We start from the raw sequence: 13,748 nt of genomic DNA on the forward strand, positions 1-13,748 counted from the left end.
TTTAGGAGGTGGCTTTAGGAGGTGGCTGATGGTTCGCGTCGGGTTGACGACGGAGCGACTGGTGCAAGCGGGCGCCGAACTGGCCGACGAGCTTGGGTTCGACCGGGTCACGCCGTCTGAGCTGGCGCGCCGGTTCGACGTCAAGGTCGCGAGCCTGTATTCGCACGTCAAGAACGCGCACGACCTGCGGACGCGGGTCGCGCTGCTGGCGCTCGAAGAGCTCGCCGACCGGGCCGCCGCCGCGCTGGCCGGGCGGTCCGGGCGGGACGCGCTGGTCGCGTTCGCCGACGTCCACCGCGACTACGCCCGGGAGCACCCGGGCCGGTTCGCCGCGGCGCAGCTGCGGCTCGACGCGGAGACCGCGGCGGCGAGCGCCGGCGTGCGGCACGCGGAGCTGATGCGCGCGATCCTGCGCGGCTACGACCTCACCGGGCCGGACCAGACGCACGCCGTCCGGCTGCTCGGCAGCTTCGTCCGCGGGTTCGTCGCCCTCGAAGCCGACGGCGGCTTCGACCACAGCCCGCCCGCGGCGCCCGAAAGCTGGACCCGCCTCCTCGACGTCCTCGATTCCCTTCTCCACGATTGGCCACGCTCGTGATCACCACCCCGCTCAACGACCTCGTCCGCGGCGCCCTCGAACTCGAAGAGACCCCGCGCGGCCTGGTCCCGCACCGGCTGCCGGCCCGCGCGCGGGCGCAGAACACCGACCCGCGGCTCGCGATGGCCGAAGCGCAGCCCGCGGGCGTCCGCCTGCGGTTCCGCACGACGGCTCGCCTGATCGAGCTCGACACGCTGCCGACGAAGGTCGAGTACCCGGGCGCGCCGCCGCGTCCGGACGGCGTCTACGACCTGCTGGTCGACGGCAAGCTCGCCGCCCAGGCGACCGCGCCCGCCGGCGTGCGGTTCGCGGACCTGCCCGGGCACGACAAGGACGTCGAGATCTGGTTGCCGCACAACGAACTGACGACGCTGGTCGCGTTGCGCACGGACGCCCCGGTTTCGCCCGCGCCCCGCGCCGGCCGCGTGTGGCTGCACCACGGCAGTTCGATCAGCCAGGGTTCGAACGCGGCGAGCCCGTCGACGACGTGGACCGTGCTGGCCGCGCTTTCGGCCGGGGTCGAGCTGGTCAACCTGGGCTTCAGCGGGAACGCCCTGCTGGACCCGTTCACCGCCCGCGCGCTGCGCGACACCCCGGCGGACCTGGTCAGCGTGAAGCTCGGCATCAACGTCGTCAACGCGGACCTCATGCGGCTGCGCGCGTTCGGCCCCGCGGTGCACGGGTTCCTCGACACGATCCGCGAGGGCCATCCGTCGACGCCGCTGCTGGTCGTCTCGCCGTTGTACTGCCCGATCCACGAGCGGACCCCGGGTCCCGGCGACTTCGACCACGCGGCGCTGGCGGCGGGCGTGGTGCGCTTCCGCGCGACCGGCGAACCGGGTGAGGGGAAGCTGACGCTCGAGGTGATCCGCGACGCGCTGGCGGAGATCGTGGCGCAGCGCGAGGACCCGGCGTTGCACTACGTGGACGGGCTGTCGTTGTACGGGCCCGCCGACTACGCGGAGTTCCCGCTGCCGGACGAGCTGCACCCGGACGGCCCCGCCCACGAACGGATCGCCGCGCGGTTCGCGCCCCGGCTTGACTTCAACCTCTCTTGAAGTTGAAGGCTGCTGGCATGTTCACCGAAGCAGAGCTCGAGTACCTCGACGCCCAGCCGCTGGGCCGGCTGGCGACCCAGCAGCCGAACGGAACCCTGCAGGTCAACCCGGTCGGCTTCCGGTACAACCCGGACGAGAAGGCCATCGACGTCACCGGCCACAACCTCAGCGGCAGCAAGAAGTTCCGCAACGTCCGGGAGAACGGCCGGGTCGCGTTCGTCGTCGACGACCTGCCGTCGACGAACCCGTGGCGCGTGCGCTGCCTGGAGATCCGCGGCCGCGCGGAGGCACTGACCGGGGTGAGCCTCCCGGACAACCACTTCGACGACGCCGTGATCCGGATCCACCCGGAGCGGATCCTGGCCTTCGGGGTCGAGGACTGGGACCGGGAGCCGCTGGAGCTGGAAGCGAACATCCGCAACGTGTGACGCGAGTGGGGCGCCGGGTCCGGCGCCCCACCGGAGTCAGTACTGCTGCGTGCAGCCCGACCTGGTGCACGCCAGCTGGTGCAGGTCGGTGGTGCCGGCGGACAGGTTGATGTAAATCAGCTGGACCCCACCGACCTTGTCGATGGTGTGCCCGTGGGAGATGGTGGCGTTGGTTCCCGCTGCCGCGGAAGTGCACTTCACCAGGCTGGTGTCGGGGCCGTTCACCCCCCACGAACAGACCTCGCGGGTGCCGCTGACGGCGTGGAGGCTGCCGGACACGGTCGCCGATCGCCCGTCACCCCACGAGATCGACCCCGCGGCCAAAGTCGCGCCGTAAGTCATCCGCCACGGCGTCGTGACCGCCGCATCGGCAGTGACCGTCGTGCCCAAGAGGGTGCCGGCAACCGCGGCGGTGGTCAGGAGTGCTCGGAAGATGCGCATGAAGGTCCTCCCTCGGAAGCGGCCGGTCACGGCGACCGGCCGCACCCTCCACGCGTGAGGTCCGCCTTCGGTTGAGCCGGGCTACCGGCGCCCTCCCCAGACCGTGTAGGCCACCGCTCCCGTCACCGCCGCGATCACCGCGGTCCAGGTCGCCGCCGGGGTTCCCGCCGGCTGCAGCGTCCAGGCCGCCACCTCACTCGCCGTCGTTCCGTCGTCGCGCACGAACAACGCCACCGCCGACCACGCCACCGGCAGCGTCCAGCCGAACTGGCCGCCCGCGGTCGTCGCCGCCAGGCCCGTCAAGCCCAGCAACCCCGCCGCGTCGCGGAGGATGACCGGCAAGTCGACATTCGACGACCCCACCGCCAAGACCGCGCCCGCCGCCGTCACGCCGATCAGGGCCAGGTGCGCGAACCGGCGGCGGGGCCACGGGAGCGCCGCCGCGCGGTCGAGGTCCGGGTCCTGGCCGCTCAAGCCGATCGCCGCCACCGCGACGGCCGCCGTCAGGGCCAGGCTCGCCTGGAACACCGCCCAGCCGGCGCCGGACAGGAGCCGGATCAGGACCGTGCTCACCACCAGGGCGATCGCCGCCGCCGGCAGCTGGCGCGAGCGCGCGTACAGGACCGCCCACCTCACGGCGAAACCAGCTTCGTGAGCGGGTCGCCCTGGCAGGTCAGCAGCGCCTGCCGCGTCGCGGCGACGCGGGCCAGCTGGACGTCCGGGGGCAGCGCGCGGAACGTCGTCCACAGGCGCTCGACGGTCGAAAACTTGTCCCGGAGCCAGCCGCCGCCGTACTCCGGCAGCCGCTTCAGCTCGCCGGTGAAGTACGCCGCCGTGATCATCCGCGCGCCCTGGTCCGGCAGGTCGGCGGCGCTCGGCCGGGTGCACGTCGGCACCCCGGCGCCCGACACGATCGCGAGGCGCAAGGTGGCCGCGTCCGCCGTGAGGAGACCGTTGTTGAGCTGGAAGTCCAGGTAGACGACGTCCGCAGCCCGCGGCGGCGCCCGGTCGAACGGGGTGGGCCCGGTCCGCTCCTCGACGCGCGTCGGCGCGCCGGGCAGCTTCGCCAGCAGCGCCAACGCTTCCCGCCCCGGTGCGGCCAACGCGGCCAAGCGGTCGGCGTGGAGCTTGCTCACGCAGATCGGGCCGTCGCAGACCTTTTCCGCCGCGGTGGTGTCGATGGTGAGCACGTCCGCTTGAGTGGCCGGCAAGAGCGGCAACGCGATCGCGACACCGGCCGCCATCGGCACCAGGCTCAGCAGCCGCGTCCGCACGGAATTCGCGGCCAGCAAGAGGAATCCGGTCGCGGCGAGTCCGAGGAACCACACCGACTGGCCGAGGTCGAGCGACCCCGCGGTCGTCACCATCATCCCCCGCGGCTCGGCGAGCGCCGGCGCCAGCACCCCGGCCCGGACGGGCAGGAGCGGCTGCAGGCCCGGTTCGAGCGCCATCCAGCAGAGGATGGTGACGACGAGCGAGACGACGGCGAGCCCGGGCGCGGTCAGCGGGTGCGGCAGCAGCCGGCCGACGGCCAGGCCCAGCCAGCTCCCGGCGACCACGCCGAGGGTCCCGACGAGCAGCACGGGCACGAAGCCGACGGAGAAGAACCCGCCGTGCGCGAGGACTTCGGCCGCGCCGACGGCGAAGACGAGCAGGAAGCCCAGCGCGCTCAGCCCGCCGACGGCCCCGGCCAGCCGCGCCGCGCGCTGCCAGCCCGGCCGCGAGGTCGTGCCGAGCAGTTCGACCATGCCGGACCGGGCGTCGCGCATGCCCTGGATCGCCCCGGCCCCGACGACGATCGGCCAGAGGAACTGCAGGAGGAAGCGCACCCAGAGAGCGGCGGTGGTCGCGTGCGCCGTCCACGGCGCGGGCACCTTCCACCACGGCCCGCTGAGCAGGAACAGGAAGGCGAGCGCGACGGCGAGGACGGCGAGCCCGGCCCAGGGCGCGATGGACCGGCGGAGCTCGATGCGGAAGATCACCAGGCCCCCTTGCCCGGCTCGTGCTTCAGCAGCGCCGAGTACCCGCGCTCGATGGGGCTGTCGCCCACGTCCTCCGCCGAACCCGCGGCCGCCAGTTCGGCCGGGCTCCCCTGGAACACCAGCTTGCCCTCGGCGAACAGCACCACGTCCGTGCACGCCGTCGCGACGTCCTCCACCAGGTGCGTCGAAACCAGCACGCACGAGTCCCGCCCCAGCTCCTGGACGAGCTCGCGGAACCGGACCCGCTGGGCCGGGTCCAGGCCGGCCGTCGGCTCGTCGAGCAGCAGGATGTCCGGGTCGTTGACGATCGCCTGCGCGATCCCGACCCGCCGCACCATGCCGCCGGACAGGGTCTTCATCCGGTCGTTCGCGCGGTCGGCCAGGCCCACGCGCTCGATCGCGCGCTGCACCGCCCCGGGAATGTCCTCTTTGGACATCTCCTTCAGCCACGCCAGGTACTCGACGAACTCGCGGACCGTGAACCGCTTGTAGTACCCGAAGTCCTGCGGCAGGTACCCGATCCGGCGGCGCAGGGCACGCTGTCCGGTCCCGCCGAGCAACGTCAGCGTGCCCGACGCCGGCCGCAAGACCGTCGCCAGCGCGCGGATCAGCGTCGTCTTGCCCGCGCCGTTCGGCCCGAGCAGGCCGTGCACCCCCTTGCCGAGGGACAGGTCCAGCCCGTCCACCGCCATTTTCCGCCGGCCGACCCGCACCTTCAGCGCCTCCGCCCGGATTTCCCAGGCGTAGGTCGCGGGGGCGACTTCGGCGGCTCCGACTGCCCGCATCTCTTCCTCCCTAGTGGTGCGCGCCGAGCCGGGTGAACGTCGTCCTGCGCAGGACGACGACCACCGTGGTCAGCGCGAAGATCCCCGCCCACACCGGCAGCGCGCCGGTGCTGAGCGCAAACGCTTGCCCCTGGGCCGCGAAGCTCGGCAGCACGATGACCGCGACCCACACCGCGAGCAGCGCGTACGCCGCCCGGCTGATCCCGATCAGCCCGCCGAGCGCGAGCGTCCCCGTGGTGAAAGCCAGGCTCGGCAGCAGCCAGAGCCCCGGCGCGGTGCCGGTCAGCCACCCGGCGACGCCGAGCACCGGCAGGACGACGGCGAGCACCGCCACCGTCCGCCGCGCGACCAGGTAGAGCCCGGCCCGCGGCGTGGCCGCGACGACCTCGTACGCCGGGTCGAGCCCCCGCGCCCACGACGCCGCCACCCCGAGCACCGGCAGCACCGGCGCGAAGAGCTGCACGCCGGTGACGTCGAGCGCGACGTGCCAGACCTGGTCCAGCCCGACCGCGATCAGCGTGACCAGCCCGATCATCGCCAGCCACGGCACCATCGCCGGCGTGACCCACGTGTCGAGCCACCGCCGCCGCGACCGCCGCGGCTGCGGCAGCAGCTCGACGGCGATCCGGTCCCAGACGGCGTCCACCACCGGCTGGACGGGGGCCACCGCGGCCAGCCGTGCCCGGCACGCCGGGCACGTCTCGAGGTGCGCTTCGAGGCCCCACAGCCGGTCACCCGGGAGGTCGGCCCCCGCCGCGTACCCGGCGAGGAGCTCATCCGACGCGTGGGTCATGACAGTGCCTCCCGCATCGCGAACCGCGCCCGGCGAGCGCGGGTCTTGACGGTTCCTTCCGGCAGCCCGAGCAGGATGGCGGTCTCCCGGACGGTCAGCCCGTCGAGCACCATCGCCTGCAGGACCTGCCGCAGTTCGGGCGCGAGCTCGCGCAGCGCGTCGCCGACCTCGTCGCCGACCGACGCCGCCAGCGCCACGTCCTCCGCCGCCGGCACCGGCGCCACGTCGAGCACCACCTCCGCCGGCGGGGTGGCGTGGTGCGCCCGGCGCCGGAACGCGTCGACCAGCCGGCGCGCGGCGATCGTCCACACCCAGCCGACCGCGGTGCCGCCGGTCGCGGCACCCGCGAACGAGCCCGCCGCCCGCCACACGGCCAGGTACGTCTCCTGCATGACCTCGGCGACGACCTGCTCGTCCGCGCACCGGCGGCGCAGGCGCACGGCGAGCCACGGCGACGTGCGGCGGTACAGCTCCTCGAACGCCGCGCGGTCGCCCTTGGCCGTGCGCCGGACGAGGTGCTCCTCATCGGCGTCCTGCGGTGGCGGGTTCCTCACACCAGGCAAGACGCCGGACGGTCGCCGGCGGTTCTCACCCGAATGTGGGCTGCGTCACAGTCAGTGCGACGGCCAGAACTTGCGCCAGCCGTCGGCTTCCAGGGTCGTCGGCTCCAGTCCGGCGTCGCGCGCGGCCTGCTCGGCGCCCCGGACGTCGGCCGCGAACTCCTTCGCCAGCGCCCGCAGCTCGCCCTCCGGGTCGACGCCCGCGCGTCGCGCCGTCGCGGCGATGCGGAACAGCTGGGCGGCGGCGCCGGTGCCCGTCGGGAAGAGGTCGAGCGGGATGCCCGCGCGGCCGGAGCGCTGCCCGAGCTTGCCGGCCAGCGCCACCGCCGGCTGGCCGAGCGCGACGCCGTCCACAATGGACTTGCGCTGCTTCTCCTGCTGCTTCAGCTCTTCCCACTTGGCGTTCTGGTGCTCGACGGTGTGCACGGAATCGGCGTCGGCGAAGACGTGCGGGTGCCGGCCGACCAGCTTCGCGACGAGCTCGGCGGCGACCTCGTCGATGCCGAACGGGTCGGCCGGGTCCTCGGCCGCGACGCGCGCGTGGAAGAGCACCTGGAGCAGGACGTCACCGAGCTCCTCGCGCAGGGCTTCGCGGTCGCCCGACTCGATGGCGTCGAGCAGCTCGTAGGTCTCCTCGACGAGGTACTGCCGGAGGGAATCGTGCGTCTGGGCGGCGTCCCACGGGCAGCCGCCGGGCGAGCGGAGCCGGTCCATCACCTCGGCGGCCTCGACCAGCGGCGGCGCCGGCGTCTCGATGACCTCCGCGCCGGTCGCGATGAGCAGCGACGCCGCGGGCTCGTCGCGGGACCCGGCGAGCAGCACGATGTCCTTCATCGAGGGCGCCTCGGTGACGGCCGGGACGCCGAACACACTCGCGTCGACGTCCGTCGCCGCGTACACGGCGGTGGAGTCACGCAGGATCTTCAGGGCGGCGGCGGGCAGTGTCGCCCCGCGGACGACTACGACGACACCCGTGCTCACTGCTGGGCGGGTGCGGCACCGCGCAAGGGCAGCACGGTGCCCTTCGTGGCGTCCTGGTTCGGCGCGAGGTTCATGCCGACAACATCCCACACGCCGTACCGGGGGTTGACGCGCAGCCCGGCGTCGGCCAGGTACGGCTGCAGCAGCCGGGTGCCGATCGAGGTCAGCTGCTGGTCGGTCGGCTTCTGGGCTTCCTGGTCGGCCGGGACGGCCTTGTCGGTGCCGCGGTTGTGCACGACGAAGACGTACCAGTCGGGCTTGGCGGGCATCCGCGCCTGGAACGCGACGACGCTGTTCGCGGGCGAACCGAAGAGCGGCGTCTGCGCCAGCGAGAGGTACTGCGCGGCGCCGAAGACCTCGGTCATGCCCGCGTCGGAGAAGCCGCCCGCGCCGGGCGCGCCGGTCTGCTGCGCCTGCTGGGCTTCCTGACCGGCCTGCTGGACGGTCGCCTGGATCTTGGCGGGGTCGGCCGCGAACTGCTTCGCGAGGTCGAACGCGCGGGCGCGGGCCTGCGGGTCGGTTTCGCTGGTGGCGCTGATGCCGACGTAGTCCGCGCCGACGGACAGCTTCGGCAGGTACTTCTGCGCGAGCTGCATTTCGAGGACGACGTCGTTCGCGACCTCGTTCGGGTCGCGCAGCTTCGAGACGATCTGCGTGACGGCGACCGAGTCGCCCTGCCCGGTGTCGGTGACCGGCGCGGGCTTCTCCTGAGCGGTCAGGGCGGCGACCTTCGCCTGGTCGACGACGAGGCCTTCCTTCCGCGCGGCTCGTTGGGTGAGCTCGTGCAGGACGGTCTGGCGGACGATCTCGCGGCCCAGCTGGTCGAGCTTGTGCTCGCGGGCGAGCTTCTGGCCGTAGGGCTGTTCGCGGACGGCCTGGTCGATCATCGACTGGACGCGGTCGAGGGAGACCGAGCTGTCGCCGACGATGACGGCGCTGCCGACCTGGCTGGGGCCCGAGCCGCACCCCGCCAGGAGAAGAGCACCGGCAACGACCGCGACCAGCGCGCGAGGGCGCCCCATGATCCGCATCACAGCGCATACCCTCTCACACCATCGCACCCGAAACGCAACACCCATGGGGTACGCGCGGCGGTAATGTCGACTTATGGACCAGTGGCTGACGATCGAGGTGTTCGACGGCGAGTCCACGGCAACGTTGTGGCGCCTTTCCCACGGCGACGCGCTCACGGAGGCGGCGCTCACGAACGGCGCTGAGCAGTGGGTTTGGCACGAACACCGCTGGGGTGTGGTGCTGGAGATCGAGTTCGCATCGGAGGAGCGCCGAGACGCGTTCCGGACGCTGCCGGCGGTGACGGCGGCGCTGGACGCGGTGCCGGACCCGACCCGGGGGTTGTTGGTGTACCCGGGGCGAGGTGGGGGTGCCGGGTCGCGGATGCCGCGCCGGCCCCGGCCGTTGCCGATGGCGGGCGCCGGGGCGGTCCCGGTACCGGTCGAGTCGGTGCGGATGGGGTTGGCGGAGAGCATGCCGCCGATGTTCAGCGAAGTCGGCTGAGCAGTTCCCGCCAGGTCGGAGCGGAGGCGGTGAGGATGCCGCCTTCGCGGTCTTTGGTGTCCCGGACGAGGATCTCGCGGCCGGGGAGGACCTCGACACAGTCGCCTTGGCTGCTATGAGTGCTCTTGCGCCATGCTTCGGGCATCTGCTTCTCCGATGAGGTCGGCGATCAGTTCTCGCGATTTTGCCTCATCGAGAGCGCAGCTATCCAGCCCGCGCAGCACTCTTCGGTAAGCCTCGATCTCGCGCCGTTCTTCCAGGAACAGCGAGGTCTCCTCACTTTCGATGCAGACGACCGGCTGGTACGCGTCCGACTCCATCAGCTGGAAGTGCCCTGCCGAGGCGGGGTGACCACCCAAGTTCGCCGGGACGATCCGGATGACCATGTTTCCCTGGGCGGACAATCGCGCCAGCTGCCGCAGCTGGCCGCTCATCACCTGCGGGGAACCGACCGGGAGGCGGAGCACGAATTCGTGCAGGAAGAACCTGAATCGCACGCGCGGCCTGGTCAGGATCGCTTGGCGGGACAACCGTGCGAATACCTGCTCATCGAGCTTGTCGGGATCGGGCTGGTTGCCCATTTCGACCGCCAGGCTGCGAGCGTAGTCGCCGGTTTGCAGCAGGCCCGGCACCACGTTCGCCTGGAACACCGAGATGGCGATGGCGTGTTCTTCGTGACTCACGAGAGTTCGAATGTCTCCGGAGCGCTCGAGGAGGCCGGGCTTGCGCATCTCATCCCCCAAGGCCATCAGCTCGCGGAATTCCGCTCCCCGAACCCCCAGTTCCGTGAGGAACCGCGACAACCGCACCGGGTCCGGCCGCGTGTGCCCCCGGGTGACCGCGGAAACCCACTGCGCACTGACCTCGAGCCTCCGGGACATCTCCCGGACGCCCCAGTTCTTCTCCGCCATGCGCTGGAGCAGCCGTTCACCGAGCTGCCTGCTACGGATGTTCATCGGGCGAACGTAAGGCCACCGAAAGCGAGAACCCCGGCGCCACAACGGGAGTTCCCCCGAAGTGGCGCCGGGTGTCCGCTGCTCTTTACACCGTCGCGGGCTTCTTCGTCAGCTGCGTCAGCAACTTCGTGCACCAGTCCAGCAGCTCTTCGTCCCTCAGCGTCGGCGCACCGATCCGGCCGCCCGCCGGGCCCTCGGTCGGCTTGGGGACCGACACCGTGTTCGTCACGGCCTTGAACACCGCCTTCGGGTACAGCCTCTTCAACCGGACCATCTGCGAATCGGCCAACGGCAACGGCGCGAACCGGATCGTGTTGCCCTGGACCGCCACCTCCGTCACGCCCGCCTCGCGGCACGTGTGCCGGAACCGCGCCACCGCAAGCAGCCGGTTCACCGGCGCCGGGGGCTGCCCATAACGGTCGATCAGCTCTTCGCGGACCGCGTCCAGCCCCTCGGTGTCCGGCGCCGCCGCGATCTTGCGGTACGCCTCCAACCGCAACCTTTCCCCCGGGACGTAGTCGTGTGGGATGTGGGCGTCGATCGGGAGGTCGACGCGGACTTCGGCCAGCTCCTCGTCCTCCGTCGGCTCGGCGCCCGCGTGCCGCCGGAACGCGTCGACGGCCTCGCCGACCAACCGCACGTACAGGTCGAACCCGACACCCGCGATGTGCCCCGACTGCTCCGCCCCGAGGATGTTGCCCGCGCCGCGGATTTCCAGGTCCTTCATCGCGACCGCCATGCCCGCGCCCAGCTCGGTGTTCTGGGCGATCGTCGCCAGCCGGTCGTGCGCGGTCTCCGTCAGCGGCGCCTCCGGCGGGTATAGGAAGTACGCGTACCCGCGCTCACGCCCACGTCCGACGCGGCCGCGCAGCTGGTGCAGCTGGGCCAGACCCAGCAGGTCACCGCGTTCGACGAGCAGCGTGTTGGCGTTCGAGATGTCGAGGCCGGTCTCGACGATCGTGGTGCACACCAGGACGTCGTACTCGTTCTCCCAGAAGCCCTGGATGATCTTTTCGAGCTTGTCCTCGTTCATCTGCCCGTGCGCGGTGACGACCCGCGCCTCCGGCACCAGCTCCCGGATCCGCCGCGCGGCCTTCTCGATCGAGGAGACGCGGTTGTGGACGTAGAAGACCTGGCCGTCCCGCAGCAGCTCGCGGCGGATGGCCGCGCCGACCTGCTTGTCGTCGTACGCGCCGACGTACGTCAGGATCGGGTGGCGGTCTTCCGGCGGGGTCAGGATCGTCGACATCTCGCGGATGCCGGCGAGCGACATCTCGAGCGTGCGCGGGATCGGCGTCGCGGACATGGTGAGCACGTCGACGTGCGTGCGCAGCGCCTTGATGTGCTCCTTGTGCTCGACGCCGAAGCGCTGCTCCTCGTCGACGATCACGAGGCCGAGGTCCTTGTAGCGGATGCCCGTCTGCAGCAGGCGGTGCGTGCCGATGACGATGTCGACCTCGCCCGCGGCCAGCTGCTCCAGGATGAGGTCGGACTCGGTCTTGTTCGTGAAGCGGGACAGGCCCTTGATCGTCACCGGGAACGAGCGCATCCGCTCGTGGAAGGTGTTCAGGTGCTGCTGGGCGAGCAGCGTCGTCGGCACCAGCACCGCGACCTGCTTGCCGTCCTGCACCGCCTTGAACGCCGCGCGGACCGCGATCTCCGTCTTGCCGTAGCCGACGTCGCCGCAGATGACCCGGTCCATCGGCACGCCGCGTTCCATGTCGGCCTTGACCTCGTCGATGGCCGCGAGCTGGTCGTTCGTCTCGGTGAACGGGAAGGCGTCTTCCAGCTCGCTCTGCCACGGCGTGTCCGGGCCGAACGCGTGCCCGGGCGCGGCCTGGCGCGCCGCGTACAGCTGGACCAGCTCGGCGGCGATCTCCTTGACGGCCCTCTTGGCCTTGGCCTTGGTGTTCTTCCAGTCGGAGCCGCCGAGCTTGTTGAGCGTGGGCAGCTCGCCGCCGACGTAGCGGGAGACCTCGTCGAGCTGGTCGGTGGGGACGAACAGCCGGTCGCCCGGGTGACCGCGCTTCGACGACGCGTACTCGAGCAGCAGGTACTCGCGGGTGGCGCCCGCGACCGTGCGCTGGACCATCTCGACGAACCGGCCGATGCCGTGCTGGTCGTGGACGACGTAGTCGCCGGCCTTCAACGCCAGCGGGTCGACGGCGTTGCGCCGCCGGGACGGCATCTTGGTGTTGAGGTCCTTTGTGGACGTTCCGGCACCCGCGCCGCGGCCGGTGAGGTCCGCTTCGCTGAGCACGACCAGGGCGCGCTCGGGCGAGACGAAGCCGTCGGTGAGGCCGCCGCAGGTGACCGTGACCATGCCCGGGGCCGGCGCGCTGGTGAGGCCGTCGCCGGCTTGCGTCGCCGGGACGTCGGCGCCCGACAGCTGCTCGACCGCGCGCGCCGCGGTGCCCTGGCCGGCCACGACTAGCACCGCTGTGCCGCCCGACGCGGTGTGGGCGCGCAGGTCCGTCATGGCGCGCTCGAGCTCGCCGCGGTAAGCCGGCGCGGCCTCGATCGAGACGCGGTAGACGTCGGGGTCTTCGCTGGTCAGCTGGGTGAGCGTCCACCAGGCGCGCTTGGTGTCCTGGGCGTGGGACGCGATCTCGTCGAGGCCGCGGTAGGCGGACGCGCCGAGGTCGATCGGAGCCTGGCCGCCCGCCGCGGCCGTCGTCCAGGAGGCTTCGAGGAACTCCTGGCCGGTGCGGACGAGGTCGGCGGCGCGGGCGCGGATCTTCTCGGGGTCGGTGAGCAGGACGTGGGTGCCGACCGGCATCGCGTCGGTGAGCAGCTCCAGCTCGCCTTCGCAGAGCACCGGGATGAGCGCCTCCATGCCCTCGACGGGGATGCCGTCGGCGAGCTTGGTGAGCATCTCGGCCAGGTGGGCGTCGGCTTCGTACGTCTTCGCCAGCTCCGCGGCCTTCTCCTTGACCGGCGGCGTGAGCAGCAGCTCCCGGCACGGCGGCGCGGTGACGCGCGGGATCTCGCCGGGCAGCGACCGCTGGTCGGAGACGGCGAAGGCGCGGATCTCGCTGACCTCGTCGCCCCAGAACTCGACGCGGACGGGGTGCTGCGCGGTCGGCCCGAACAGGTCGAGGATGCCGCCGCGGACGGCGAACTCGCCGCGCTTCTCGACCATGTCGACGCGGGTGTAGGCCAGTTCGACGAGCCGTTCGAGGAGGCCCTCGAAGCTCTGTTCTTCGCCGACGACGAGGTCGACGGGGGCGAGCGAGCCGAGGCCGGGCGCCATGGGCTGGATGAGGCTGCGGACGGTGGCGACGACGACGCGCAGGGTGTCGTCTTCGGTCTTGAGCCGGTGCAGCACCTCGAGGCGGCGCCCGACGGTGTCGGCGCGCGGGGAGAGCCGTTCGTGCGGGAGGGTCTCCCAGCTGGGGAAGTCGGCGACTCTCTGCTTGCCGAGGAGGGCGCTGAGCGACGCGGTCAGCTCGTCGGCCTCGCGGCCGGTGGCGGTGACGGCGAGGACGGGCTTGGCGGCGCCCTCATCGGCGGCGAGGGCGGCGGCAACGAGCTGCCGGGCGGCGATCGGGCCTTGCAGCTCGAGCAGCGGCGCCCCGGCGCGCTCGACCACGCCACGCAGGGCCGGGTCGGGAAGGGTGGCGGTGAGGAGTCCGGACAGTGGAGCGTCGG

At 72.1% G+C, this 13,748-nt stretch carries 15 protein-coding genes; 4 read left to right on the forward strand and 11 right to left on the reverse strand.

The window, feature by feature from the left end:
- Positions 1-28 precede the first annotated feature (28 nt).
- From ACIRSS_RS15270 to ACIRSS_RS15280, 3 genes are read left to right on the forward strand one after another with little or no spacing between them, the layout of a single operon-like run.
- Positions 29-598, forward strand: coding sequence for a TetR/AcrR family transcriptional regulator (locus ACIRSS_RS15270; RefSeq protein ID WP_400894975.1), 570 nt, complete (start codon positions 29-31; stop codon positions 596-598).
- A complete protein-coding gene (locus ACIRSS_RS15275; RefSeq protein ID WP_400894977.1) occupies positions 595-1,656 on the forward strand; it encodes an SGNH/GDSL hydrolase family protein in 1,062 nt (353 codons plus the stop codon). Before ACIRSS_RS15270 ends, ACIRSS_RS15275 begins: the two co-directional genes overlap by 4 nt.
- Positions 1,657-1,673: 17 nt before the next feature.
- Entirely contained in the window at positions 1,674-2,084 is a 411-nt protein-coding gene (locus ACIRSS_RS15280) for a PPOX class F420-dependent oxidoreductase (protein WP_400894979.1), read from the forward strand.
- A 36-nt stretch (positions 2,085-2,120) separates the two neighbouring features.
- Here the strand turns inward: ACIRSS_RS15280 and ACIRSS_RS15285 are convergent, their stop codons facing one another.
- The 8 genes from ACIRSS_RS15285 to ACIRSS_RS15320 form a co-directional block, all read right to left on the reverse strand.
- Positions 2,121-2,525 (reverse strand): hypothetical protein, encoded by a 405-nt coding sequence (locus ACIRSS_RS15285; protein ID WP_400894980.1) that lies wholly within the window; start codon positions 2,523-2,525, stop codon positions 2,121-2,123.
- Between the two features lie 81 nt (positions 2,526-2,606).
- On the reverse strand, positions 2,607-3,161 hold the full coding sequence (locus tag ACIRSS_RS15290; RefSeq protein ID WP_400894981.1) for a hypothetical protein: 555 nt from the start codon (positions 3,159-3,161) through the stop codon (positions 2,607-2,609).
- Complete coding sequence (locus tag ACIRSS_RS15295; RefSeq protein WP_400894983.1) at positions 3,158-4,507, reverse strand: hypothetical protein; 1,350 nt, start codon at positions 4,505-4,507, stop codon at positions 3,158-3,160. Before ACIRSS_RS15295 ends, ACIRSS_RS15290 begins: the two co-directional genes overlap by 4 nt.
- Entirely contained in the window at positions 4,504-5,292 is a 789-nt protein-coding gene (locus tag ACIRSS_RS15300; protein WP_400894985.1) for an ABC transporter ATP-binding protein, read from the reverse strand. Before ACIRSS_RS15300 ends, ACIRSS_RS15295 begins: the two co-directional genes overlap by 4 nt.
- A 10-nt stretch (positions 5,293-5,302) precedes the next feature.
- Entirely contained in the window at positions 5,303-6,085 is a 783-nt protein-coding gene (locus tag ACIRSS_RS15305) for a zf-HC2 domain-containing protein (protein ID WP_400894987.1), read from the reverse strand.
- Positions 6,082-6,639, reverse strand: a complete 558-nt coding sequence (locus ACIRSS_RS15310) for an RNA polymerase sigma factor (RefSeq protein WP_400894990.1) — start codon at positions 6,637-6,639, stop codon at positions 6,082-6,084. Before ACIRSS_RS15310 ends, ACIRSS_RS15305 begins: the two co-directional genes overlap by 4 nt.
- A gap of 60 nt (positions 6,640-6,699) precedes the next feature.
- Positions 6,700-7,626 carry a MazG family protein gene (locus ACIRSS_RS15315; RefSeq protein ID WP_400894992.1) on the reverse strand — a complete coding sequence of 309 codons (927 nt, stop codon included), beginning with the start codon at positions 7,624-7,626 and terminating at the stop codon, positions 6,700-6,702.
- Positions 7,623-8,648 carry a hypothetical protein gene (locus ACIRSS_RS15320; protein WP_400894994.1) on the reverse strand — a complete coding sequence of 342 codons (1,026 nt, stop codon included), beginning with the start codon at positions 8,646-8,648 and terminating at the stop codon, positions 7,623-7,625. The genes ACIRSS_RS15315 and ACIRSS_RS15320 overlap by 4 nt, the downstream gene beginning before the upstream one ends.
- An 85-nt stretch (positions 8,649-8,733) precedes the next feature.
- Here ACIRSS_RS15320 and ACIRSS_RS15325 point away from each other — a divergent pair, with 85 nt between their 5' ends.
- The gene (locus ACIRSS_RS15325) at positions 8,734-9,141 is read left to right on the forward strand and encodes a hypothetical protein (protein WP_400894997.1); all 408 of its coding nucleotides are present in this window, start codon (positions 8,734-8,736) and stop codon (positions 9,139-9,141) included.
- Here ACIRSS_RS15325 and ACIRSS_RS15330 read toward each other — a convergent pair.
- From ACIRSS_RS15330 to mfd, 3 genes are all read right to left on the reverse strand, one after another.
- Positions 9,125-9,286, reverse strand: coding sequence for a DUF397 domain-containing protein (locus tag ACIRSS_RS15330; protein WP_400894999.1), 162 nt, complete (start codon positions 9,284-9,286; stop codon positions 9,125-9,127). The two genes, ACIRSS_RS15325 and ACIRSS_RS15330, sit on opposite strands and share 17 nt — an antisense overlap.
- Positions 9,255-10,097, reverse strand: coding sequence for a helix-turn-helix domain-containing protein (locus tag ACIRSS_RS15335; protein ID WP_400895001.1), 843 nt, complete (start codon positions 10,095-10,097; stop codon positions 9,255-9,257). The genes ACIRSS_RS15330 and ACIRSS_RS15335 overlap by 32 nt, the downstream gene beginning before the upstream one ends.
- Positions 10,098-10,182: 85 nt before the next feature.
- Complete coding sequence (gene mfd / locus ACIRSS_RS15340; protein ID WP_400897476.1) at positions 10,183-13,737, reverse strand: transcription-repair coupling factor; 3,555 nt, start codon at positions 13,735-13,737, stop codon at positions 10,183-10,185.
- Positions 13,738-13,748: the final 11 nt, after the last annotated feature.

The organism is Amycolatopsis sp. NPDC101161, from assembly GCF_044768185.1.
In the GTDB taxonomy this organism is placed as follows: domain Bacteria; phylum Actinomycetota; class Actinomycetes; order Mycobacteriales; family Pseudonocardiaceae; genus Amycolatopsis.